Source organism: Pontibacter anaerobius (genome assembly GCF_026241195.1).
GTDB lineage: Bacteria > Bacteroidota > Bacteroidia > Cytophagales > Hymenobacteraceae > Pontibacter > Pontibacter anaerobius.
Window position 1 is genome coordinate 342,274 of sequence record NZ_JAPFQO010000001.1, and the last position, 24,633, is coordinate 366,906.

Sequence of the window (24,633 nt, forward strand, 5' to 3'; positions counted from 1 at the left end):
GTGCGTTGCAACAAGATTAAATTTTTGCAAGATTACATGTCTATTCAACAAGAGGTAAATCTCAAGAACAAATTAAAAGAAGTTTTTGGGTATAATCAATTCAGAGGAAATCAGGAGCTGATAATAAATAATATTATTAACGGCAAGAACACCTTTGTGATTATGCCTACGGGCGCGGGCAAGTCGTTGTGCTACCAGCTTCCTGCTCTTTCGTTACCGGGCACAGCGATCGTTATTTCGCCGCTTATTGCCCTGATGAAGAACCAGGTAGACCAGCTGAACGCCTTCGGGGTAAATGCGCACTTCCTGAACTCTACGCTCTCTAAATCAGAAACGAATAAAGTTAAAAAAGAGACACTGGCCGGGGAGGTGAAGTTGCTGTACGTGGCGCCGGAGTCGCTTACGAAGGAGGAGACGGTGGAGTTTCTGCGCGCCTCTAACATTTCCTTCGTAGCCATAGACGAGGCGCACTGTATCTCGGAGTGGGGGCATGACTTCCGTCCGGAGTACCGCCGTATCCGCGGCATCATCGACCAGATCGGGGACCTGCCGATCATAGCCCTGACAGCCACAGCAACGCCAAAAGTACAGCTCGACATCCAGCGCAACCTGCAGATGGACGAGGCCTCTGTTTTCAAGTCTTCTTTTAACCGCACCAACCTGTACTATGAGGTGCGCCCGAAGCATAACACCAAAAAGCAGCTTATCCAGTACGTGAAGAAGCACAAGGGCAAGAGCGGCATTGTGTACTGCCTGAGCCGCAAGAAGGTGGAGGAGATAGCCGAGTTGCTGAAGGTAAACGACGTGAAGGCGCTGCCGTACCATGCCGGCCTGGACCCGAGTGTGCGCATGGCCAACCAGGATGCTTTCCTGAATGAGGAGGCGGACGTGATTGTAGCCACCATTGCCTTTGGTATGGGCATTGATAAACCGGACGTTCGCTTCGTGATCCACTATGATACCCCGAAATCCATCGAAGGGTATTACCAGGAGACTGGGCGTGCCGGCCGCGATGGCATGGAGGGTAACTGCATTATGTTCTACAGCTACGACGATATTGTTAAGCTGGAGAAGTTTAATAAAGACAAGCCCGTAACAGAGCGCGACAACTCCAAGCTGCTGCTGCAGGAGATGGCTGCCTACGCCGACTCGGCTGTGTGCCGCCGCAAACAGCTGCTGCACTACTTTGGGGAGACCTTCGAGAAAGACTGCGGCTTCTGCGATAACTGCCTGCACCCGAAAGAGCGCTTTGAGGCGCAGGAAGAAGTGCTGCTGGCCCTGAAGGCCGTTCAGCAGACAGGCCAGCGTTTCAGCATAGACCATATTACCCATGTGCTTACCGGCCTGCGCAACCAGTACGTTGCCAGCTACGACCACGATAAGCTGGAGGTATTTGCCGCTGGCAAGGAGCAGGACGCGCAGTTCTGGAGCTCCGTGCTGCGCCAGATCCTGCTGTCGGAGTACCTGGAGAAGGACATAGATAGTTTCGGTGTGATTAAGCTGACGCAGAAAGGCGAAGATTTTATTCAGAAGCCTCACGCAATACAGCTGACCAAAGACCATAACTACGACCAGGAAGTGAAGGAGGACGAGGAGAAGGAGGAGGCGCAGGCATCAGCCGGCCACGACGAGGTACTATTTGACATGCTGAAGAACCTGCGTAAGAAGCTGGCCAAAGAAAAAGGCCTGCCGCCGTACGTGCTGTTCCAGGATCCATCGATAAAGGAGATGGCCACTGTGTACCCGACCACCCGCGACGAACTGGCGCACATTGCCGGCGTGGGCATGGGCAAGGTGCAGAAGTTCGGTAAGCCGTTCCTGGACATGATCAGCAAGTACGTGGAGGAGAACGACATCGTGACGGCCTCTGACGTGGTGGTGAAAAGCACCGTGAATAAGTCCAAGATCAAAATCTACATCATCCAGCAGATAGACAAAAAGGTAGACCTGGAGGAGATCGCTGCGTCTAAGGACCTGACGATGCCGGAGCTGATTGAGGAGATTGAGCACATCTGCTACTCGGGCACAAAGCTTAACCTGAACTACTACATCAACAACATACTGGACGATGAGCGGCAGGACGAGGTGTATGACTACTTTATGAGCGCCAGTACCGACAACATTGCCGTGGCTGTGAAGGAGCTGGGCACTGACGATTACACCGAAGAGGACCTGCGCCTGATGCGCATCAAGTTCCTGTCGGAGTACGCCAACTAAGTTGATGCAAGTATAAAGTATAAAAGCGGCCGGGTTTCATCGGCCGCTTTTTCTTTTCCGGTTTGTAAGTATAAATCCTGAAGTATAAAGCGTTGTAAGTACTGCACGTGCCAGTATAAATCTTTAACTTCGCAGCAGTGCCCGTAATTTTTAAACCCGTTAATCTTTAACCCAAGAATATGAACGTACTTGTGATAGGGTCTGGCGCTCGTGAGCACGCCATTGCCTGGAAGCTGAGCCAAAGCGAGTTCTGCGACCAAGTATTTGTAGCGCCGGGCAATGCCGGCACCGCAGAGTTCCATACCACCGCCGCCGTAGACATACATGATTTTGATGAGTTGGGGAAATTTGCCGCCGACTTCGATATTATGATGGTAGTGGTTGGCCCGGAGAACTCCCTTGTAGAAGGCATTCACGATTATTTTGAGCAGTCTGAGTACCTGAAGCACATCCTGGTGATTGGCCCTAAAAAGGCAGGCGCCATGCTGGAGGGCAGCAAAGATTTCTGTAAGTCTTTTCTGCAGAAGTATGACATCCCGACAGCGCGCTACCAGACGTTTACAGAGGCCACGTTTAAAGAGGCGGTAGAGTACCTGAAGCAGCAGAGCTTCCCAACGGTGATAAAGGCTGATGGCCTGGCTGCCGGCAAGGGGGTAATTATTGCACAGGATTATGAAGAGGGGTTTGATACGCTGGAGGCGATGCTGCGCAACAAGCGCTTTGGCAATGCCAGCAGCAAAATAGTGATAGAGGAATACCTGCAGGGGATAGAAGTATCCGTGTTTATACTTACCGATGGCAAAGACTACGTGCTGCTGCCGGAGGCTAAAGATTACAAGCGCATAGGCGAGGGCGACACAGGCCTGAACACCGGCGGTATGGGGGCTATTTCCCCGGTTCCGTTTGCCAACGAGGCATTTATGCAGAAGGTAAAGGAACGCGTGATAGAGCCAACGCTGCGCGGCATGCAGGAAGAGCAGATGGATTACTCCGGTTTCCTGTTTATAGGCTTGATGAATGTGAACGGCGACCCTTACGTGATCGAGTACAACGTGCGCCTCGGCGACCCGGAGACAGAAGCCATACTACCCCGCATCAAGTCGGACCTGTTTACGATGTTTAAGGCCCTGCACGACCATACCTTAAAAGACTATAAACTTGAGATCGACCCACGCACAGCTACCACGGTTATACTTGCCTCAGGCGGTTACCCGGAGGGCTATGAGAAAGGCAAGGAGATTACCGGGCTTGAGAATGTGCCGGAAGATGTGCTGGTGTTCCATGCCGGTACCAACATGGTAAATGGTAAGCTGCTGAACAACGGTGGCCGCGTGTTTGCCATCACCGCCCTGGGCGATACCATGGAAGAGGCCCTGGAGAAAGCCAATAAGGCTGCAGAGGCCATTACCTGGCAAGACCGCTATTACCGCCGCGACATCGGCTTTGACCTAGGCAAGATGAGTGTGTAAATAAAGTATAGCCACAAGTATAAAAAAGGGCGGGCCTACAGTATTTGCTGTAGGCCCGCCCTTTTTTATACTTATTTAAAGCTTAGCAGTAAGCTTCGAAAGCGCCTTGAAGGTTATCCACTACACGGGTTAGGTCGTTGCCCTCAATGTGGTAACGCTCTATCATGTGCACCAGTTCGCCATCCTTAAACAGGGCGATAGACGGTGAAGAAGGAGGGTAAGGAAGCATAAACTCACGCGCCTTAGCCACGGCATCCTGCTCCATGCCTGCAAAAACCGTTACCAGCTTAGTGGGCTTCTTGTCAGAGGCAGCCACAGCCATTTTAACAGCAGGGCGGGCCTTAGAGGCCGCACAGCCACACACAGAGTTTACCGCCACCAGTACAGTGCCTTCAGACTTAATCGCCTGCTCCACTTCCTCCGGGGTCATCAGTTGCTCAAAGCCAGCAGAGGTAAGGTCCTCACGGATAGGGGCAACCATATATTCAGGGTACATTGCCATAATTAATCGGGTTAAATATTAAATACGCTGCAAAGTTAACAAATCTGTTCCACAAAAGTTGCAAACATCTGGCAGGTGTGCACCCTGTTTAAAAGAGGTAACACTGGGTAATAAAAAGAATAAAACAGTTTATTGTATTGTTCCGGTCAATTGGTCATATGCCACAACTACTATATCCTTATTTAAGTATAAGTAATTTAACCCTATGCAAGTAAAGCCGCTATATAGGGAAGATACTTTAAATAGTACGGAGTTTATAAAGTTTGATTATGAAGCGCGCTGCGGCGTAGCTTAGAGAGGAGCAGGTTATACAGGTAAAGCGAAAGGCTGAACCGGATGTATGGCAGAAAGCTCTCAGTGCGGAATTTTTAAGTTTACGACTATGATGCCACTCCCTCACCCTATTGCCTGTAGCACTTATGTGCGGTATTTTTACCTGCCTGCCAGCAACGACCGCTACGCAGAAGTTATCGAGGTGCTCAACAGTAACTCAGATACGGTAAAAGTACCTATGCGGGAGGAGGATGTAGAGCTGGAGGCTTTCTTTGTGCGGCCCTTATCCGGAAGAGAGCTAGAGGCTTATAAAAAAGCAGAGACCTGGAAGCTGTTTAATTCATGGGAGGAGCTGAAACAGGATCATTTTAGATTTGATTTGCCAGATGAGCTTTTGGAGCACCTCTTGCGCTTCAAAGGGCGTTTTGAGCTACACGAGGAGATGACTGCGTAAGCTGGGTGGATACTAACAAAAGAAAGAAGTAACAGGCATACTGTAGTTGTGCCACTAAAGTAAAGAGCCGCTGCCTATTAAAGGCAGCGGCTCTTTTATGTATAAAGTATGCAAGGCTTAGTTTACATCTGTGGGTACATCATAGAAACGTAGTTGCAGCACCTTCAGGCCGTTGTTGTCATAGCTCCAGTAGTAGTCCTCAAGCCTGTCGTCGAACAGTGGCACACGTTCCGTAGTGCCGTCACCGTCAAGGTCAGCATAGATGTAGAGTAGCTCTCTGGATACGTTGTCGAACTTAGAGCCGCCCTTCTCACGCAGCGTTACCATTGACTCCAGGCTACACACCTGCGTCTCGTCCTCAGGTGTAGTCGGGTCATCCACTAGTGTTGGGTCAGTAGCGCAGGTGGTCATCATCGCACCGCCGCCCGGCTTACCCAATGCACGGGCGAAAACGGAGTAGGACGTGATGCCATCATTATCCAGGTCTGCGCTCGGCAATTGGAACAGTGCACCGTTTTGGTCGGTACCGTTAGCATCCAGCACGCGGAAGCTACCGTCTGTGTCGTCTGCGTTTGCAAGATTGATTTTTGTGTTACCCTCCAGGTTTACAAAAATGCGGTGACCGCTGTTGCCGTCCATGGCTGCTGTTTTTCCTTTTGGCACGCCAATGATGTTAAGGGTGTAGTGCGCCCCGCTCGGAGCGCCGTTGCCTGTTGCAAGTGTCGTTTTGCTGGCGCTCATATCAGCAGAGGGTGCAACCATGTCCTGGTCTTCAGAACAGCCAACTGCGAATAAAGCCGGAATTACCAGCAGGCCAAAAAGCTTAAAGTTTTTCATTTGTTAAACGTTTTTGAGTTGTAAAATAAATTAACTTTCTGCTTTTACTTTTCACTTTAAACTTAAGTTTTATATTTTAACTAAAAAAAATAATAAATATACATTAATGCGAATGAAGCTATACTTTTATTTGGTGTTATTTGAATATTTGTGCTTTAACCCACCTAGGATTGACAGAAATTGGAGATGTAAGTCAGACAAAGAATAGGTGTGAAAAGGAGATAGCAATGTATGTGAACAGATGGAAGAAATTAAAAAAAGTAACAGGCCCAACAAGCACGCGCCATCACCTTACCAGATCTTAGTTAACTACTTTTAGGAATTATCTACAGAGGCCCCTGATACATTTTCCATTTCATCTGGCACAGGCTAAGGCAGCCACCAGTTCAGACTTCTATCGCATCCACGCTAGTGCGGCCGCTTCTCCAGTAGGAGGAGACACCCAGGCCATTTGGCATGTATACGGCGATGACCCTTGCGGTAGTCTTTACGCGACAACATGATCCCCGTCGGGGAGGATGAGAATGACCTTCCGGGTGTTGGCTGGCACGGTGACCATACCGCCAACAATGGTAGTGGCGTAGCCTTTGGGGCAGGAGACGTTAAACGACGTGGCTTATACTTACAGCCTGTGCGCCGGCAAAGTATAACAGCGGTTCCTAACCCTGCCGTTGTTGTCTTTTGCGGTTTAGGTACCTCCTGACAGGGATATCATACACCACCATCACTACATACGCTATGCCGACCAATAGAACAGTTCCTGTTAATACGATAAGGAACAGCTCGTTTGCTCCAGGCTTGCTGCTCGTGAAATAGTTGCCAAACATCCAGATAGCGGCGTAATGGGTCATGTATAGGGGGTACGAGATCTTTCCGGAGAACACGCAGAACTTCTCCAGCCCCAGTGACAAGCTGGAGCCGGCTCCCAAAGCAACAAGCAACGGAAAATAGAACAGGACAACCATTGCCTCTGCCACCCAATTCCACTCAAAATGGGGCATGACAAAGGCCAGCGACAGCAGGATAGCCAGGCCGATGAACCCGATTCTGTTCTTGATAACCCAGTTAGAGCGATAGATCAAAAGACCGGCTGAGAAGGAGTAGGCGATACGAGCACCGCCATCCCAGAAGTTCTCTCCTGCCCAGCCCCCCAGCAGGTTTCCGGCACGATAACTGACACAACACAGGGCAACCCCTGCCAGCACTGTCAGCACAACCAGATAGCGGCGCGAGAGCCTGTACAGGATAAGGGCATAAACAATATTGGCAACGTATTCCCAGAATAATGACCACGAAGGGGCATTGAGGCCAAACAGGTTGAAGGCACGTTCTTCCATCACCGGAAAGGGAATGAGAAAGGCGGAGCTAAGAAACACCAGGATAAGTCTGCCCGTGCCATACTCTCCGGTATAGGCGGCGAAGGGATCAAAGAGAAGCGCCAGCAATCCCATTACCGATCCCAGGATAACCAAGGGGTGCAGCCTTATCAGCCTTGCTTTAAAGAACTCCATAATTCCCATTCTCCCAAGTCGGTCGTCATAAGCATAACCGATGACAAACCCGGACAAGCAGAAAAAGAAGTCCACGGCTAAGAACCCGTGACCGATGAAATTCTTGCCGGAGTCTGGTGGGTAAACCCACTCCATAAAATGGAAAATCACAACAGCCAAAGCCGCTATCCCCCTTAATCCGTCGAGGATCAAAAAGTGCTGTTTAGTCTTCAAAATGCCCGTGCTGGCTGCTAGATTGCCCGGGTTTACTTTGAGCTTACTAATAGATTCTGGTAAGGGTGAAATGCAACCAGCAGCGAACCATTAACAAGGGCTCTTTGCAACAGAAGCGGATAGATAGAAACCCAATATATTAATTTTTTGATAAGATGCCTCAGAAAACGAGAGGGCTTTTAGGCTGATTTGAAGTAGCTAAACAGATAGTACTTTCGCAAATCAGAGGACGTTTGAATTACAGTTGCTTGTGTGCAAATAAAAAAGCCTCTCAGATTTCTCTGAGAGGCTTTTCGGTGGTCACGAAGGGAGTCGAACCCCTAACCTTCTGATTCGTAGTCAGATGCTCTATCCAGTTGAGCTACGAGACCGTTTTCCGTTATTGTGATGCAAAGTAAAGGCCTTTTTTCTTTATACGCAAGAGCTGTGGCGAAAAATTATTCGCTTTTAGCGGCTGCTTTACGCAGTGCACGCTTTAAAGCCCTGTCGAACAGGAAGTAAAGTCCCCCTATAGAAATCACAATTAATGCCACCATCAGGATCTGCCCTCCACGGCCGCTGTCGGGATTTTGCAGGGCCTGCACCACATCGCGGGCCTGTGTGCCCACCCAGAAGAAAAAGAGGGTGCGCGGCAGCATGCCCACTATACTTGCCAGGAAAAACTTACGCCTGTCTATCTGCAGCAATGAGAGCACGAAATTCATTAGGGCGAAGGGCAGCACCGGCGATATGCGTGTAAGAATAATGAGGCTCCAACTCTCACCACGTAGCTCCTGCATCAGCGCACGTGCCTTGTCGAAGCGGTTCAGGAAGCTCATCATCTTACCATGGTCTACGACCTGGGCAATGCTGTAGCCAATAAGCGCCGCAATGCCATAAGATACCACAATGCCTGCAAAGCCGTTCCAGCCCAGGTAAAAGCCGCTAACCAAGGCCACAAAGGTCGTTGGCGTAAGGGCCAGTGCCATCGTTACAGAAATCACGGCAAAGTATAGCAGCATCTCCCACACCGACAGCCCCTGCAGCAAATCCTGGTAATTATACAACACCACCGCCACCGTAGAACTCACCACCACCGGCACCACCACTAGCAGCAACATAGAAACAAACGTAGAGGCATTTTCGCGTATAAAGGTGCGCAGCAGCGGGAGTGACTTCATGTGGTAAGTATACTTTGTTTTGTCTGAATGTAGACGAAAGACAAAGGACAAAAGATTTTTGCGGCTTTGAAAGTATAAATAGCCCGGCTTTGGGGCGCCTTTATACTTCGCGCGTAATTTTCTAACTTGCAGCAACCGCTCGCTCTGGTATTCCGGTGCCTGCCAGCGGGAAAATAATTATTTATAAGTATAACGTATAAACTATGAAATTCGGAACGAAAGCTATACATGCTGGCGTAGAGCCAGACCCATCTACAGGCGCCATCATGACGCCGATTTACCAGACATCCACCTACGTTCAGCGCTCTCCCGGCGACCACAAAGGCTACGAATACTCGCGTACGCACAACCCAACCCGCACGCAGCTGCAGAACGCGCTGGCTGCCCTGGAGAACGGCAAGCATGGCCTTTGCTTCTCCTCGGGTATGGCGGCCGTAGATGCCATCATGAAGCTGCTGAAGCCCGGTGATGAGGTGGTCTCCACCAACGACCTGTACGGCGGCAGCTACCGTATCTTCACAAAGATCTTCCAGAACTACGGCATCAAGTTCCACTTCACTAACATGCAGGATGTGGGCAACGTGGAGAAGCTGGTGAACGAGAATACGAAAATGATCTGGGTAGAAACGCCAACCAACCCGCTGCTCAACATCATCGACATAAAAGCATACGGAGAGCTTTGCAAAAAACGCAACCTGCTGCTGGTGGCCGATAATACGTTTGCCACGCCATACCTGCAAACCCCGCTCGATATGGGCGCCGATATGGTGATGCACTCGCTTACAAAATATATGGGAGGCCACTCGGACGTGGTAATGGGGGCGATTATTGTGAAGGATGATGACCTGCACGAGCGCCTGGCCTTTATCCAGAACTCCTGCGGTGCTACGCCCGGCCCGCAAGACTGCTTCCTGGTGCTGCGTGGCCTTAAAACGCTGCACCTGCGCATGGAGCGCCACTGCCAGAACGGCCGCCAGGTGGCTGAGTTCCTGAAGAACCATCCGAAGGTTAACAAAGTATACTGGCCGGGCTTTACCGAGCACCCGAACCACGAGGTGGCCCAGAAGCAAATGCGCGATTTCGGCGGGATGGTGTCGTTTGAGTTGAAAGGCGACAACGTGGACGATGCCACGCGTGTGCTGGAGAACCTGAAATTATTTGCCCTGGCCGAGTCTTTGGGGGGGGTGGAGTCGCTGTGTGGCCATCCGGCCACCATGACGCACGCCAGCATTCCGCGTGAAGACCGTATGAAGGCCGGCCTGAGCGACACGCTGATCCGCCTGAGTGTGGGTGTGGAAGACGCCGAAGACCTGATCGCTGACCTAGAGCAGGCTATTGGATAGACATTCAAAAACGCTTGATACACAAAAAACCGCCCGCTGTTTTAGCGGGCGGTTTTTTGTTGATTTATACTTTGGGGGTGCAGCGGGAGTATACTTTTGTTCGTAGTGTAGGAAAGATAATTTCATACTTCTCTGATGCAGTAATTATTTCCCTAACTTTATCTCTCCCAAGAGCAAGAGAGGGAGTTCAGTAGACGATTGTCATCCCCCTGCCCCCAAGGAGGATTTGGTTTAAGCTCCGTCAGCAGTGGCTATCGAAAACTGATCCCAGTCTTTCCGTGGGGGTAGGGGTCCTCGTATTAAGAGCGTCTCGAGAGGTTCCGGTGCCGAACGGAGTGAGGCATTGCGACGTCAGGAGCAAAGGAAGCGAAAGCAGCGCGATGCGGTTCTCGAGGGCCCCTACCCCCAAGACGAGCCCTCCCGGGCTGGAGGGAGCCAAGGCCGGAGGTGAAACGGTAGGTGTGTAAGACTGAGGATCGGCAGCAGCTAGAAAGATTAGCTTGTGTCCAGTTGCAGGAAGCACGGCTATGGAAGTATAAAGTATGGCTCACGCGGATTTGGAAATCCGCGGCAGAGAGGTTCCGGACAGGGATGTCCGGAACAGCGGGAAAGGCAAGTATTAAGTATAGCCACAGTATAAAGTATGGCTACAGCCGAGTTACAAACTCAACATCATAAAAAGACATAAGTATAAATACTTGCGCCAGAAGGGGCCAAACCGAAAAAATATAAGCTGAGGATCAGCAACAGCCAGAAAGGATAATCAAAGTATAAAAGCGGATGAGCGGCGGCTAAAAAGGCACATTAGCCTAACAGTGGAAACACTCCTATAGCCCCCTTAAAAGCAGGGACGTTTCATTCTGATAAATGAAGACAAAAAATAGTTGCCATTCTGTTAAGAAACCTGGTGGAGAAAGAGGGTCCTCCCCCGGAAGTTAAACCTAAACTACCAGCTACCAGGATCTTTTCAGGATGACAATAAGAGGAGAATGAAACGGCCCTGCCCTTGAGAGGCGTAGGGGTGGGTAAACCAACTTAAAATATAGCCCCAGAAAGTATAAAACACACATGGCAGACGAGCAAACCATACTTTACCGGGAGCGGCAGCGGTTCAGGCAATTCTGGCTGTGGGTGGTGGTGCTGTGCGTGGCGGCTATCTTTTGGGTGGGCTTTGTGTACCAGGTGCTGCTGGGCGGAGTATATGGCAACAGGCCGGTGCCGGATGTACAGCTAAGTATACTTTTCGTGCTGATGGGGCTGGGTCTGCCATACTTCTTTTACCGCATGTCGCTTACCACCGAGGTGCAGCCGGGGCTGGTGCAGGTGCGTTTATGGCCGTTCCACATCAAGCCTGTAAAAATACCGCTGCACCTGGTCCGGGACTATGAGCGTGTCACGTATAACCCCATCAGCGACTACGGTGGCTGGGGTATTCGGTGGGGCTTTAAGGGCAAGGCCTACAACATGTCGGGCAACGAGGGCGTGAAGCTATACTTCTACAGCCGTGATCCGCTACTCATCGGCTCGCAAAACGCCGGGGAGCTGTTCGCAGCCATCAGCGAAGCAAAAAGAGCGAAAGGATAGTTAGTTACTGGTTGCTAATTGTTGGGGAACACGATTTTATACGTTGCGCCCTTGCTTTACGGGTAAAAATAAAGCGCCGGTAGCCACAAAGGTTACCGGCGCTTTGTATATCAGTGTGAGGCTAAAAACTAAGCTTTGATGCCCAGGATTTTGTAAACCTCAGTAAAGTCTGGCGTCAGGATGATCTCTGTACGACGGTTTTTAGCTTTCGCCTCAGCAGTACGTCCAGCATCAACAGGCATGTAGAAAGAACGTCCGGCAGGAGTTACTCTGTCAGGAGAAAGGCCTTTCTCAGTCATCAGACGAGTGATCTCAGTGGCACGCAGCACACTCAGGTCCCAGTTGTCAGTCATGTACTTCATGCCGCTCATTACAGAAACGTCATCTGTGTGGCCTTCTACCATTACACCAACTTCCTGGTTTTTCTTCAGTACAGTTACCAACTGATCGATAGCTTTTTTGCCACCCGCGTTCACTTTTGTGCTACCAGTAGGGAACAACAGCTTGTCAGACATAGAAACGTATACTTTGCCATCTTTAACAGCCACGCTCAGGTCGCCTTCTTTAAAGCCTTGCAGGGCAGTGTTCACCTCGTTCTTCAGGTTGTCGAGGATCTTGTTCTGCTCGTTCATGGCACGCTCCATGTCAGCAAGTTTCTGCTCACGCTCTTTCAGGGAGTTAGAAAGCTCATCAACTTTAGCTTTAGATGCTTCCAGCTCGCGCTCCTGCGCTTCTTTGCTTGCCTGCAGGTCTTCATACTTTTTAGAAGATACACAAGATGCCATCATGGTAGAGCACATCACAAGGGCAAGAGATGCTTTGAAGAAATTGGATTTCATGGGTGTAGTTTAATTGTTTGTTTGGATAATGTTTGAGAATACTTTGCAAATATGGTAAAAGATTAGCCTGCAAGCTAAGAAAACTCTATAAAAACCAATAATTTACCCTTTGTTTCTGCTCTAAAACGTGATATTCTTTATAATATTGCATGGCAACTATATATTTCACAAAACTTTTTATATCTACCTATGATTCTGATAGATAAAGTTTGCGGAGGCGGGGCTGCAGAAACCAGATACCCAGTGGCAACAGCAGAAAAAAGATAAAAGTCTTCAGGTACTCCCCGGTCTGCACCAGGAGCTGCTTTTCCACACTCACCAGCGAGCGAGCCACAAAGTATACCGCATACAGGTAACAGAATGTGGCGAAAAGATGCATGGGTACCAGCAGGGCCAGCATTCCGAAGGGCAGGGTGGCTGTAGCCATGTTGTCCCGCGCCAGGGCCAGTGTGTACACAAACACCAAAGTATAAAGTATAATGTATAGGTTACCCAGGTGAAAGTACAGCGGGGTGATTTTTATACTTTGCGGCAGCCGCCTGAACAGCCAGCTGCCTACCAGCCACAGCCACAGTACGTACACTGTTGCCGGAAGCGCATCCAGCAGCATCGTGCCAAACCGGCCAGGGCGCACCTGCAGGGCATCCAGTAGCCAGAGCAGGCCGTGCTGCAGCAGAAACGGAAGTGTAAAAAGCAGCAGAAAGGTCTGCCAGTGCCGTAGCCGGAGAACAAACATCAGTGTAAACGGGAATAGTGTAGGGCTGCAAGATGATAATTTTGTGCCGGATACACCAAAATACACTATATTTAGCAAGACATGAACCAAATTTTTACCTTAGACTGAACCATGAAAAAGAGTTTATACTTCCTGTGCCTGTTTCTGCTGGCCGGTTTTGTGAGCCTGGCACAGGGTAAGCCCGACTATAGCAACATTACCCTGGTAATACACGGAGGGGCCGGTACCATCACACGCCAAAACATGACGCCTGAGAAGGAGAAAGCTTACCGCGAGAAGCTGAACGAGGCGCTGCAGGTAGGCTACGACGTACTAAAAAAAGGCGGTACCAGCCTGGATGCCGTGGAAGCCACGATCCATGTGATGGAGAACTCTCCGCTGTTTAATGCCGGCAAGGGAGCCGTGTTTACAAACGAGGGGAAAAATGAGATGGATGCAGCCGTAATGGACGGTAAAACCTTAATGGCCGGTTCTGTGGCCAGCGTGACCACTATCAAAAACCCTATCACGGCGGCCCGTGCCGTTATGGAGAAGTCGGAGCACGTGATGATGATTGGAGATGGCGCAGAGCAGTTCGCTAAACTAAATGGCGTGGAACTGGTCGACCCATCCTACTTCTACACCGAGACGCGCTTTCAGCAGTTGCAGAAAATAAAAGGCGAGGAAAAAACGCAGCTAGACCACGACGGTGGTACAGGCAGCATCGAAAACATCTTTACAGAAGGAAACAAATTCGGTACAGTAGGGTGTGTAGCGCTGGATGCCTATGGTAACCTGGCAGCTGGCACCTCCACGGGCGGCATGACGAACAAACGCTACGGCCGCGTAGGCGATGCCCCCATCATCGGTGCCGGAACCTATGCCGATAACAATACCTGCGCGGTGTCTGCCACAGGCCACGGTGAGTACTTTATACGCTCCGTAGTAGCCCACGATATTGCCGCCATGATGGAATATAAAGGCTACTCCGTGAAGAAGGCAGCTGATGAGGTGGTGATGAAGAAACTGGTGAAGCGCGGCGGCGAGGGCGGCGTGATCGCCCTGGATAAGAACGGAAACATTGCCATGCCTTTCAACTCAGCAGGTATGTACCGCGGTTTTATAAAAAATGGCAAGGCAGAGGTAGCGATCTACAAAGATTAAGCAAAGTATAAAGTACAGCAGCAAAGGCCGGTGAGTTTGTCTCGCTGGCCTTTATTTTTTAAGGTGATAGTGGTTTTTAGGTTTGGGTGAAATATAAATACCTCCCCATGAACAGTGATGGGGACTTCTACGGTATTGGTTCCAACTATCCATGCCCCTCAAACTCAGAGCTACGCCCGCTATCTACGAACTCGCATTCTCGGTAGTCCAAGGAGGGGAATCATGCCTCTCCCCAGCCCTCTCCTTTTCTCGAGGGCCCCTACCCCCAAAACAGGAGCGGGAGTCCGGTTCATGTTGCATCAGCTTAGGCTATCGAACTGATCCCAGTCTTTCCGTTGAGCGCCTTGTATTGATGCGGTGCCCGGAGGGCAGCCTGCAGCGCAGCGATGGCAGCTTCAATACACAGTGCGATGCGGGAAGACGAGCCCTCCCGGGCTGGAGGGAGTCAAGGCAGGAGGTGCAACTGTAGGTTCGTAAGACTGAGGATGAACGGCAGCTAGAAAGGATAGCTTGTTTCGAGTTGAAGGAAGCAGTGGCTAAAGTATAAATGGACAGGTATAAAGTATAGCAATGCAACAGGTATGGCTCTCCGAGCCAGTCGAGTTACAAACTCAACACCATAAAAAGACACAAGTCTGAAGAATTGCGCCAGAAGGGAGCCAAAAAGAGGCAATGAAAGTATAAACCGGTGAGTACTAGTGTGCGAATTAGGTAACCCACGGCAGACAGCCGAGAAAAGTATGATCTTAAGTTCAGCGGTAGCTACCAAGTATAATCAAATTATAAACCAGGGGAAAGTATAACACAGCAGGGCCGGCAAGTATACTTGCCGGCCCTGCTGTGTTATACTTTCCCCTGAATCAGGCATTAATCCAATCCCAGGCGAGTGGCCGTTGGGTAAAGTCAAAATATTTCACCTCAGCGCTGGTAAAAGGCTTTGCCATCACCGTCAGCCAGTCAACCCATTTCTCATCACCCACCAAGGCAACTTTACTGAAATCGAAGGCGTGCTTTATGTCAAACTTGATGTCCTCCCACAGCGCGCGCAGTGAGAAGTCCTCCACGTCCTGAACCTCTGCATACACCCGAATTTTGCCATGTTGCCTGATGCGCTCCTGCAGCAGGGGCAGCATCACATCGTAGTCGCTTCGGTCAACGTTGCCTGAGATCCGGAAAGCAACCAGGTCGTCTTTAGATTGTTCGAGTAGCTGTAGCATAGAGGCATCGGTTTATTTATACTTTGCCATACGAGCGAGAAGAGTGTTACGTTCTTTAACTACTACTGTTCCAGTTGTTTAAGTTCTGATAGGAGCACTTCGTTCGTGGTCTTTACAGTTCCGTCGGCAAAGCGGATGGTATACGGTTCGCCTGTCAGGCCGGAGCGGGAGGCGAGCTCCTCCACAAAGCCTTTTGCCGTTTTTACGTCATCCTGGTGCTTCTCCCACTTCGACTCCAGGTGCTCGGCGGCCTGGCGGCAGGTATGTTCGCTGCCATTGCGAATAAAAGTGGCCCCTTCCATTTTGGATACAAACTGTATCAGGCGCTCTACTTTCTGGCTTTCGCTAAGCCTGGGGTTACTTATTTCTGAGGTGGCTATCGAGCTTGATTGTGCCGATGCATTCCCTATAGAGGCCATTCCGGTGCAAAGGGTAAAACCTAACAGCACGCATGCCTTCATCTTTGATTTCATATTAATTTTATGATTATAGCGTTATTATTAGCATCTTTAATGCACTTAAGTTCAATCTTTAACGTTTAGTGGTCGCAGCCGGGCTGGTGCTGCCGTAGCAGACCCGGCCTCAAGACAGCAACGTAATCTATGAGAAGAATAATTTCAGCTTTAGTTATTTTACTAGTCTGCCAACAGGCAGTTTTGGCCCAACGCAACATCGAAACCCGCCTCGGGTATAGTTACAACGATGATTTCCAGTTTTCGGATGAATGGCAATACCTCTCTACCGATATTTATCTCTACAACGGCAATAAATTTACCCGTGTCATAAACGAGCTGGAGACAGGTAAGCGCAAGCCGAAGAAGAAGTATGGCAACGTGCTGGAGTACCTGATGATCACGGCGCAGCTGAAGAACATGAAGCTTTTCGGCAACGACGACATCGTGTACCCGCTCTACAACTTTGCCATCGACCAGGACAAGAACGACTATAAGACCCAGGTGAGTGACCATCAGGAAGTGGTGCGGATCATCGATAAAATGCCGCTGGGCTCAACCAATAACAACATCGATGCGGTGATCAACGCCAAAGCCATCACCAACGGCCAGAGCGACCAGGTGTTTAACCTGGTGGCCAATCAACTGATGGCAATCTCCAAGCTGACTACGCCGACCGGTGCGGTGCTGTCGTTGGTGGGAGAGTTCGGCAACCTGCTCAATTCCAGGGCCAGCCGCAAAGAGTATAAGTTTAGCTCCACTATCCGTCTGTACGAGGGCCAGGACTTCGATACACGCCTGCACTCGGTGCGCATTTATGTGTTTGTGCCGAACGATGTGAAGAAAGTGGATATTAAGACGGTGAAGCTAACCGACTACCTGCAGAAAAACCCCAACAAGCTGGACCGCCGCCAACTGGAGGAAATGACAGGTTACAAGGATTACCCTTACATGGTGGTGGCCAACTACAAATCGCTTTACAAGATGGATGTGCTGACCGGCGATGAAGTAACGCTGGACCTGATCGAGAAGCGCAAACTGAAGATACAGGCAGCCTACGACCAGCAACTGATAAACGACGAGACGTTCCGGCAGGAGAAGCTGTTTATTGAGTACCTGCGCTCTTTTGCCGATATGAAGCACAACCTGAACACGTATCGGCTGAACTACCGCAATAACAGCGCGGAAATCAACTCCAAGAACCTGTTTGGCATTGTGCAGGAGTACAAGCGGCTGAGGGGTATTTTTGATGCGCGCGAGAAAGAGTTCGCCAAGAACAGCACATACCAGAACATCTTCCGGTCAGAGTACGAGTCTATACTTACCAATGCGGATTTATACTTAGAGGCAGACCACAACCTGAAGAATGGCAAGTTGCTGGTAAACACGCTGCGTGAGCTGGAAAACGACCCAAAGTCATGGAACTCGCCGGACAAGCGCGAGGCGGCACTGGCCAGGCTGTATGCCATAGAGCTGCCGAAGCAGGAGTTCCTGTCGGCCTCGGTCGAGGGCGAGGCCATTGTGCGCCTGACGCAGAAGCTGGAGGAGCGCCAGTACGGTGAGGTGTTTCAGAAAGACGTGCAGCAACTGGGCTCCACAGAGGCAAACGATGAAACCATGCCGCAGCGTAATGCCCTGCTGGAGAAAGCGAGCGCAAGCAAGTGTAAAACCTGCCGCGAGAAAGTACGCGAGGCCATAACCGACTATAACAAACGCTACGACAGCTTTAAGCTAAAGCAGGCCCTGAAAAAGAAAGAGGAATTGAATCAAAATGCGGAAGCAACCGTGTTCAAGTTCCTGAAGCGCCAGCTGTGCATCGAGAGCAACCTGCAGATGGCTTCGGCATCTACCAGCGACGGCCTGGACAAATACATCAGCCGCATGCATGAGAAAAACAGCGAGCTGGGCAAGTCCATAAAAATGCTGGATGCCATGAACAAGAAGGAACTGGCCGAGGAGCGCCTGGACAAAGTGCAGGAGTACAATGCGCGCCTGCAGCACCAGATACAGGAGGTGGAGAAAGATTTCGATGTGATCTATACTTTGGATAAAAGCCTCTGCAACTGCGAAGACGCCAGCTAGCCTAAATAGAACTCTCGGCCAAAGCGCTTCGTTTTCTGGGTATGGGAGAATATTTCGACTTGGTCTTTGGTATTCATGATCAAACACTAACCTGGTGGCAAATGTCTGCAAGGGCGGTGGGGGTTTTCTTTGCCGCCCTGCTCATTATACGTATCGGCAACCACCGTATTTTCGGTAAAAACTCTGCCTTCGATATTGTGCTTGGAATCATTTATGGCTCCATTCTGAGTAGAACGATTACCGGCAACTCGCCGTTCTGGCCTACTATAGCCGCTGCCTTTGTGTTGGTGATGCTGCACAAGCTACTGGCATCTTTCGCCTTCCATACCCACTTCGGGTTGGGTGCGTTCATCAAAGGCAGGCCCAAGGCGCTAGTTAAAGACGGCAAAATGCAGCGCAAAGCTATGGAGGAAAGCAGTGTGACGGAAAACGACCTGAAAGAGGCGGTTAGGAGCTCAGGGACTCATGCAGGCGTAGACAGGATCCAGCATGCCTACCTGGAGCGTAGCGGAAAAATCAGTATCATACTTAAAAATGATGACGAGGCGTAAACAGTAACTACTTCTGAGGTGTTTATAATAATAGTGGGTTTAGAGAAAATCCTGTTTCTTTGTAGAACCATAAAGTTGCTGTAAGCCTATGAAACCTGGCATTACCTGGCTGTTACTGTTACTGCTTAGCTTAAACAGCTATGCCCAAGACCAGGTAAAGCTAAAGGAAGTGGTGGTAAGGCCAGACCTGCGCAAAGAGGTGCTGGGCACATCGCAGAAGAAAGCTGACTATGGCCATGGCGGAAGCAAACGCTACCCTCATTACCAAACTGCATACCACATCCCGTCTAAAGGCTACTCCGGTTTTATAGATAGAATAGGCGTTTATATTTACCATAAGCGCTCTTTTCCGGATCTTTTCAGAAAGCCAAACAAGCTGCAGGTGTACCTGTACGCTGTAGACTCTGCGGGTATGCCAGGGGAGCCGCTGTTGCCGGAGCCACTGGTGATCAGGCCGAAAAGCAACACTTATTGGCACTGGATCGATATCTCAAAGTATAACCTTACGCTTCCGGATGAGGGCGTTTTTGCTGCTGTAAGTTGGCCGCAGGCTACAAAGCAGGATAGCGGCCCCTACGTGGGCATGACAAATGAGTGCGACACCTGCCCGTTCTATGTCTACCGCTTTCTGACGGATGAGCCTGTCTGGATAGAGATAGACCAGGCAAAAGGGGCAAAAAAGAGCAGGGCTGAGGAAGAGGAATTTAACCAGAACCTGATGGTGCGGTTGGAGGTGTCGGTGAAATAGCAGTGCTTGGGCAAACAAAAAGGCTCTCCCGGTAAAGGAGAGCCTTTTTTATACTTTATGTCTTACACAGACTACGCCATCTGAGCGTCCAGTTTCTGAGACAGCACGTTTTTAGGCACAGCGCCTACCTGCTTGTCTACCACTTCGCCGTTCTTGAAAACCAACAGCGTAGGAATGCTGCGGATACCGAACTTAGCAGAAGTCTGCGGGTTAGCGTCTACGTCTACTTTACCGATCACGGCTTTGCCTTCGTACTCGCCAGCCAGTTCTTCTACAATCGGGCCTACCATGCGGCAAGGTCCGCACCACTCTGCCCAAAAGTCAACCAGTACTGGTTTATCTGAATTGATGATCTCATCAAAATTTGCGTCTGTGATTTCTATCGCTTTGTTAGCCATAACTTTATCGTTTTGTTGTGTTTAATTCAATGGTTAAATATAGTAACAATTACAGGTTTGGCAAATACAGATCCAAACTTCGGTAGCCTGACAAGCTGTCGTGCTAGAGGCATAAGTAACACCCAACTGCGGCATTTGTTATACTTACGGCTTAAAATCCTGTAGGATACCTATATGTTTGTATAAACAAATGTTGTAAATAAAAGTTTCAGAAGCAAGTAAAAGCGGGAAAATGTGCAGGGGAGGGGGTGTAGGAAGTGGAATGTAGCTTGTAAAGAGGTGTGCTTAGTCCATCAGCTCGACCTGCACCAGCCCACCCTCGTCGGCATAATTTGTGGCAGAGCTACAGCGGTAATGTTCCGGTTTGTTCACCCATTCAGCCCGCACCGGACTCTGGTGAATATATTCAAGTTTCTGATCGATGAAGGCGTTGGAGGTTAGCTCTTTGGCTTCGTTGCCATCCTGCCATACTTTGTAATGAAGTACTTTGGGGTTGAGCTTCGCGTTGAACTCAAAACGGTGCAATAGCCATTGCCGGCGGCTTTCAGGCTCCTCGTGAATGGTAGCCACGATTTTACGACTTGTATAGCCTTTGAAGTCTCTTAGAATATCGGATAAACTTTTGTCCTCATCAGTTGAAGCAATGAGGTGCAGATGATTACTCATCAGGCACCAAGCATGAAGGCGCAGGCCTTTCATCTCCTGACAATACTTAAGAGCTTCTACAATGATGTGCTTGTAAACAGGACGCGTAAAGATATCTACCCAATCCACTACAGTCATTGTCTGGTAGTATAAACCGCCGGGTATGATTCTGTTTTTCAATCCCATGCTGGATTTATACTTTGCATAAACCTTTTCAGTTGCTGTTTCGGACATCCATGTCCGAAACCCCTCTGCTGCGGACGTCCACGTCCGCGTTATTTACAATACAGGGACACGGATGTCCCCGGCAGAGTGCATCCGGACAAGGATGTCCGGATGGGCGAAAAGAAAAAGCAAAAGCAAGCAAGGTATGCCACTACTGCAGCATACCTCGTTTATACTTTAACAGTCGAGCAGATTCATTTACAAATCCCCTCATCTCCAGATCTTCAAATTACAACAGCTTATACTCTCCAAGCCCCATATCCTTAATCGAATTCAGGAACATCTTAGGATCGATTCTATACTTGCGGGAGTAGGTTGGCAGGGCTAGCTTTTCCTCCGGCACGTGCAGGGTTATCTCCAGGCGCTTTTGGCCCGGGCTGGAAACAATGGAGTTTTCCAGCGCCTCTGCCAAGTTAGGCGTGAAGAGCTGCAGGTTGATGTTGAGCTGCACACCCTGTGCCATTTTGTCCATCACGTCGCCCAGCAACTGGATGTTCTGCGGCTTCAGCTCCCATTGATCTTCGGACTTGTAACGCAGCTGCACTTTGCCCCGGATGAACAAGTATAAACCCATCTTCAGGTATGGCGAGAACTTCACGTAATCCTCCCCGAACAGTGCCATCTGCATCGAGGTGTCGTAATCCTCAATGGTGAACAGGGCAAATGGGTTGCCGTTCTTGGCCGTGCGAATCACCACATCGGTCACGATTCCGGCCACGTTCACATCGCGGTTTTTATATTCTTCGATATTAGAAAGTCCGCAGGTGCAGTAAGAGTCAATTTCCAGCTTAAACTGGTCGAGCGGGTGGCCTGACATATAGAAACCTACTACTTCTTTCTCACGGCGAAGCATCTCGGCCTGCGTCCAAACGGGTACTTCCGGTATTTTAGGCAATGGGGCTGCCACGGCGGCACCTCCACCAAACAACGATTGCTGCGCAGCCTGTTGCTCAGCCTGGTAGCTGTTGCCGTAGCGCACGGCTTTTTCCAGCAAAGGCATACTTTCGCCTTCGGGCACCTCGATAAGCTGTGCACGGTGGTATAACTCCCAGGAGTCGAAGCAACCGGCCAGGGCCATACTTTCGAAAGTTTTTTTATTCACGGCGCGCAGGTTAATGCGCTTGGCAAAGTCGAAGATGTCCTGGTACAGGCCGTTCTTCTCACGCTCAGAAATGATGGCCTCTACAGCAGCTTCACCGGTACCTTTTATCGCACCCAAACCGAAACGGATCTGCCCCTGCTCGTTCACGTTGAACTTCAGCAACGATTCATTCACATCCGGACCAAGTACAGCAACGCCTTGCTTGCGGGCTTCCTCAATAAAGAACGTCACCTTTTTAATGTCGTTCATGTTGTTGGTAAGCACCGCAGCCATGTACTCAGCAGGGTAGTGCGCCTTCAGGTAACCTGTCTGGTAAGCTACTACCGAGTAAGCGGCGGAGTGGGAGCGGTTAAAGCCGTACTGGGCAAACTTCTCCATCACGTCGAATACCTCAGAGGCCTTCTTAGCCGGGATCTTATGAATTTCAGCGGCTCCGGCAATGAACTTCTCACGCTCCTCGGCCATCTTCTTCATGTCCTTCTTACCCATGGCACGGCGCAGCAAGTCAGCACCACCCAGCGAGTAACCCGCCAGAATCTGGGCCGTCTGCATGATCTGCTCCTGGTACACCATGATACCGTAGGAGTAATTCAGGATCGGCTCCAGGAGTTCGTGCGGGTATTCTACCTCTTCCCGGCCATGCTTACGGTTAATGAAGTTCGGAATGAACTGCATCGGGCCTGGACGGTAAAGGGCGTTCATGGCGATCAGGTCTTCAATGTTGGTAGGCTGCAGGTCCTTGAGGTACATGCGCATACCTTCCGACTCGAACTGGAACGTACCAATGGTGTCGCCGCGCTGGTAAAGCTGGTAGGTTTTCTCGTCGTCAATCGGAATAGTGTCAATATCAATCTCAACACCGTGGTTCTTCTTGATCAGCTCTAAAGCATCTTTGATGATGGTGAGGGTTTTCAGACCCAAAAAGTCCATCTTCAGCATGCCCGCACTCTCAATCACCTTACCATCAAACTGCGTTACCAGCAGGTCAGCATCTTTGGAAGTAGATACCGGGATATAGTTAGTGATGTCGTCCGGGGCAATGATCACACCTGCGGCGTGGATACCGGTGTTACGAACAGAGCCTTCCAGCTTTTCCGCCAGCTTCAGCACGGCGGCACGATGATCTGTACCTTCACGAATAGCAGCCAGGTCCAGGTTTTCCATAAAGGCCTTCGCCAGGGTAGTACCAGGGGTATCCGGCACCATCTTGGCCAGTTCGTTCGCCTCAGCCAAAGGCAGAGAAGTAGAGCGCGCCACGTCTTTTATCGACGACTTAGCGGCCATGGTACCGAAAGTGATGATCTGGGCTACCTGCGTTTTGCCATACTTGTCCACCACGTAATCGATCACACGCTGGCGGTTCACGTCGTCGAAGTCAATATCAATATCGGGCATCGACACACGCTCCGGGTTCAGGAATCGCTCGAACAGCAGGTTATACTTTATCGGGTCGATGTTGGTGATACCGATGCAGTAGGCCACCGCCGAACCGGCCGCAGAACCACGACCAGGCCCCACAAACACGCCCATGTCGCGGCCACGGTTAATGAAATCCTGCACAATGAGGAAGTAGCCGGCAAAACCCATGGTCTCCACAATTCGCAGCTCATAGTCTAACCGCTCCTCTACCTCAGGAGTAATATCAGTGTAGCGTTTCTTGGCTCCTTCAAAAGTAAGGTGGCGCAGGTACGCATCCGGGCCGGCATGCTCCGGCGGAATCGGGAAGTTGGGCAGCAGGATATCGCGCTTCAGTTTCGGAGGCGTTATCTTGTCTACGATCTCGTTGGTATTGTCCACAGCTTCAGGCACATCCTTGAACAGTTCGTTCATTTCGGCCTGTGTCTTGAAATAGAACTGATCGTTCGGAAAACCAAAGCGCGTTTTCGGACCGGCCTCGTCAATGCGGTTCAACATCTGGCGCACACTAGACTGGTGGCCATACTTGTTGCGTACGTTCTCGACCGTATCATAGATCACCTTCTGGTCATCCGATAGAAAACGGTAATATTTTGTGGTAAAGTCACCAACCGGAGTGCTCTGGTCCTCGCCGGTATTCACGCAAAGCAGGATATCGTGTGCATTCCAGTCTTCCTGATCTACATAATGCGAGTCGTTGGTGCAGATTACCTTAACATTATACTTTTTGGCCCACTTCAGCAGCACTTGGTTTATGTCTTCCTGGCTTTTGCCGGTGCCATCAATATTCATCAGTCCGTGGCGCTGAATCTCGATGTAATAGTCCTCACCGAACACATCCAGCCACCACTTAAATATCTCTTCAGCTTCTTTCTCGCTTTTCCAAAGTATGGCCTGCGGAACCTCGGCGCCAATACAGCAGCTGGTGGCAATAAGGCCTTTGCTATACTTCACCAGCAGCTCTTTATCAATGCGTGGCCATTTGCTGTACATACCCTCGATGTAGGACATGGAGCAAAGCTTGGCCAGGTTCTGATAACCTTCCTGATCTTTGGCAAGAAGCAGCTGGTGATGGCGCACATCTTTCACCTCTTTGCTGAAGGTCTTCTGATGGCGGTCAGTTACCAGGTAAAACTCGCAGCCCACGATCGGCTTCACGTTATACTTGTTGGCCTCGTTCACGAAGTTGAAAGCGGCGAACATGTTGCCGTGGTCAGTCATGGCAACGGCAGGCATGCCATCGGCCTGCGCCTTTTTCATGAGCGCGCTGATGCTGGCCTGGCCGTCGAGCAGCGAGTACTGTGTATGGGTGTGTAAATGCGAAAAAACAGGCATTTCGGGGAATTAGGAATTACGAAAGAAGAATTAAGAATGACCTCTGTATCTGAAAAAATCTATACTTGTAAGTCATTTTCGGGATGTTAAAATTACGGAAAATTGGGCCACCTCCCAAACCCAAAGAGGCCTTTGCTGTAACAAATATGTGGAAAGATTAATCCCGACCCTGGCACAGATT

At 50.1% G+C, this 24,633-nt stretch carries 21 protein-coding genes and 1 tRNA gene; 10 read left to right on the forward strand and 12 right to left on the reverse strand.

The window, feature by feature from the left end:
* Positions 1 to 36 precede the first annotated feature (36 nt).
* Together recQ and purD are read left to right on the forward strand one after the other, a co-directional pair.
* Positions 37 to 2,217, forward strand: a complete 2,181-nt coding sequence (gene recQ / locus OO017_RS01635; RefSeq protein WP_266050689.1) for a DNA helicase RecQ — start codon at positions 37 to 39, stop codon at positions 2,215 to 2,217.
* A gap of 179 nt (positions 2,218 to 2,396) precedes the next feature.
* Entirely contained in the window at positions 2,397 to 3,686 is a 1,290-nt protein-coding gene (purD, locus tag OO017_RS01640; protein ID WP_266050690.1) for a phosphoribosylamine--glycine ligase, read from the forward strand.
* An 82-nt stretch (positions 3,687 to 3,768) separates the two neighbouring features.
* Here purD and OO017_RS01645 read toward each other — a convergent pair whose 3' ends face one another.
* Positions 3,769 to 4,182 carry a BrxA/BrxB family bacilliredoxin gene (locus OO017_RS01645; RefSeq protein WP_304608411.1) on the reverse strand — a complete coding sequence of 138 codons (414 nt, stop codon included), beginning with the start codon at positions 4,180 to 4,182 and terminating at the stop codon, positions 3,769 to 3,771.
* 388 nt (positions 4,183 to 4,570) lie between these two features.
* Between OO017_RS01645 and OO017_RS01650 the strand changes: the two genes are divergently transcribed.
* Positions 4,571 to 4,915, forward strand: coding sequence for a hypothetical protein (locus OO017_RS01650; RefSeq protein WP_266050692.1), 345 nt, complete (start codon positions 4,571 to 4,573; stop codon positions 4,913 to 4,915).
* 117 nt (positions 4,916 to 5,032) lie between these two features.
* Here the strand turns inward: OO017_RS01650 and OO017_RS01655 are convergent, their stop codons facing one another.
* Complete coding sequence (locus tag OO017_RS01655; RefSeq protein ID WP_266050693.1) at positions 5,033 to 5,752, reverse strand: hypothetical protein; 720 nt, start codon at positions 5,750 to 5,752, stop codon at positions 5,033 to 5,035.
* A gap of 499 nt (positions 5,753 to 6,251) precedes the next feature.
* Here OO017_RS01655 and OO017_RS01660 point away from each other — a divergent pair, with 499 nt between their 5' ends.
* On the forward strand, positions 6,252 to 6,455 hold the full coding sequence (locus OO017_RS01660; protein ID WP_266050694.1) for a hypothetical protein: 204 nt from the start codon (positions 6,252 to 6,254) through the stop codon (positions 6,453 to 6,455).
* Here the strand turns inward: OO017_RS01660 and OO017_RS01665 are convergent.
* The 3 genes from OO017_RS01665 to OO017_RS01675 form a co-directional block, all read right to left on the reverse strand.
* The gene (locus OO017_RS01665) at positions 6,412 to 7,455 is read right to left on the reverse strand and encodes an acyltransferase family protein (protein ID WP_266050695.1); all 1,044 of its coding nucleotides are present in this window, start codon (positions 7,453 to 7,455) and stop codon (positions 6,412 to 6,414) included. The genes OO017_RS01660 and OO017_RS01665 overlap by 44 nt on opposite strands.
* A gap of 318 nt (positions 7,456 to 7,773) precedes the next feature.
* Positions 7,774 to 7,847 (reverse strand) — tRNA-Arg (locus OO017_RS01670).
* Positions 7,848 to 7,913: 66 nt separating this feature from the next.
* Positions 7,914 to 8,636, reverse strand: coding sequence for a TVP38/TMEM64 family protein (locus tag OO017_RS01675; RefSeq protein ID WP_266050696.1), 723 nt, complete (start codon positions 8,634 to 8,636; stop codon positions 7,914 to 7,916).
* Between the two features lie 203 nt (positions 8,637 to 8,839).
* Here OO017_RS01675 and OO017_RS01680 point away from each other — a divergent pair, with 203 nt between their 5' ends.
* Both OO017_RS01680 and OO017_RS01685 read left to right on the forward strand, forming a co-directional pair.
* Positions 8,840 to 9,979, forward strand: coding sequence for a cystathionine gamma-synthase (locus OO017_RS01680; RefSeq protein ID WP_266050697.1), 1,140 nt, complete (start codon positions 8,840 to 8,842; stop codon positions 9,977 to 9,979).
* A gap of 1,068 nt (positions 9,980 to 11,047) precedes the next feature.
* On the forward strand, positions 11,048 to 11,563 hold the full coding sequence (locus OO017_RS01685) for a DUF6141 family protein (protein WP_266050698.1): 516 nt from the start codon (positions 11,048 to 11,050) through the stop codon (positions 11,561 to 11,563).
* Between the two features lie 128 nt (positions 11,564 to 11,691).
* Here OO017_RS01685 and OO017_RS01690 read toward each other — a convergent pair whose 3' ends face one another.
* Complete coding sequence (locus OO017_RS01690; RefSeq protein ID WP_266050699.1) at positions 11,692 to 12,402, reverse strand: OmpA/MotB family protein; 711 nt, start codon at positions 12,400 to 12,402, stop codon at positions 11,692 to 11,694.
* Between the two features lie 187 nt (positions 12,403 to 12,589).
* Entirely contained in the window at positions 12,590 to 13,138 is a 549-nt protein-coding gene (locus OO017_RS01695; protein WP_266050700.1) for a hypothetical protein, read from the reverse strand.
* 111 nt (positions 13,139 to 13,249) lie between these two features.
* On the opposite strand from OO017_RS01695, the gene OO017_RS01700 reads away from it, so the two are divergent.
* Entirely contained in the window at positions 13,250 to 14,281 is a 1,032-nt protein-coding gene (locus tag OO017_RS01700) for an isoaspartyl peptidase/L-asparaginase family protein (protein ID WP_266050701.1), read from the forward strand.
* Between the two features lie 860 nt (positions 14,282 to 15,141).
* On the opposite strand, the gene OO017_RS01705 is transcribed toward OO017_RS01700, so the two are convergent.
* Both OO017_RS01705 and OO017_RS01710 read right to left on the reverse strand, forming a co-directional pair.
* Positions 15,142 to 15,498, reverse strand: a complete 357-nt coding sequence (locus tag OO017_RS01705) for a SpoIIAA family protein (RefSeq protein ID WP_266050702.1) — start codon at positions 15,496 to 15,498, stop codon at positions 15,142 to 15,144.
* Positions 15,499 to 15,560: 62 nt separating this feature from the next.
* Positions 15,561 to 15,971: a DUF5329 family protein gene (locus OO017_RS01710; RefSeq protein ID WP_266050703.1), complete on the reverse strand. Its 411-nt coding sequence runs from the start codon at positions 15,969 to 15,971 to the stop codon at positions 15,561 to 15,563.
* 129 nt (positions 15,972 to 16,100) lie between these two features.
* On the opposite strand from OO017_RS01710, the gene OO017_RS01715 reads away from it, so the two are divergent.
* The 3 genes from OO017_RS01715 (at position 16,101) to OO017_RS01725 (ending at position 19,331) form a co-directional block, all read left to right on the forward strand.
* Complete coding sequence (locus tag OO017_RS01715; protein ID WP_266050704.1) at positions 16,101 to 18,032, forward strand: hypothetical protein; 1,932 nt, start codon at positions 16,101 to 16,103, stop codon at positions 18,030 to 18,032.
* A 101-nt stretch (positions 18,033 to 18,133) separates the two neighbouring features.
* Positions 18,134 to 18,583, forward strand: a complete 450-nt coding sequence (locus tag OO017_RS01720) for a DUF421 domain-containing protein (RefSeq protein WP_266050705.1) — start codon at positions 18,134 to 18,136, stop codon at positions 18,581 to 18,583.
* An 88-nt stretch (positions 18,584 to 18,671) separates the two neighbouring features.
* Entirely contained in the window at positions 18,672 to 19,331 is a 660-nt protein-coding gene (locus OO017_RS01725; protein WP_266050706.1) for a hypothetical protein, read from the forward strand.
* Positions 19,332 to 19,402: 71 nt separating this feature from the next.
* Here the strand turns inward: OO017_RS01725 and trxA are convergent, their stop codons facing one another.
* From trxA to dnaE, 3 genes are all read right to left on the reverse strand, one after another.
* Entirely contained in the window at positions 19,403 to 19,729 is a 327-nt protein-coding gene (gene trxA, locus OO017_RS01730; RefSeq protein WP_114783039.1) for a thioredoxin, read from the reverse strand.
* Between the two features lie 285 nt (positions 19,730 to 20,014).
* Positions 20,015 to 20,560 carry an REP-associated tyrosine transposase gene (locus OO017_RS01735; RefSeq protein WP_266050707.1) on the reverse strand — a complete coding sequence of 182 codons (546 nt, stop codon included), beginning with the start codon at positions 20,558 to 20,560 and terminating at the stop codon, positions 20,015 to 20,017.
* Between the two features lie 268 nt (positions 20,561 to 20,828).
* On the reverse strand, positions 20,829 to 24,452 hold the full coding sequence (gene dnaE, locus OO017_RS01740; protein ID WP_266050708.1) for a DNA polymerase III subunit alpha: 3,624 nt from the start codon (positions 24,450 to 24,452) through the stop codon (positions 20,829 to 20,831).
* Between the last annotated feature and the right edge of the window lie 181 nt (positions 24,453 to 24,633).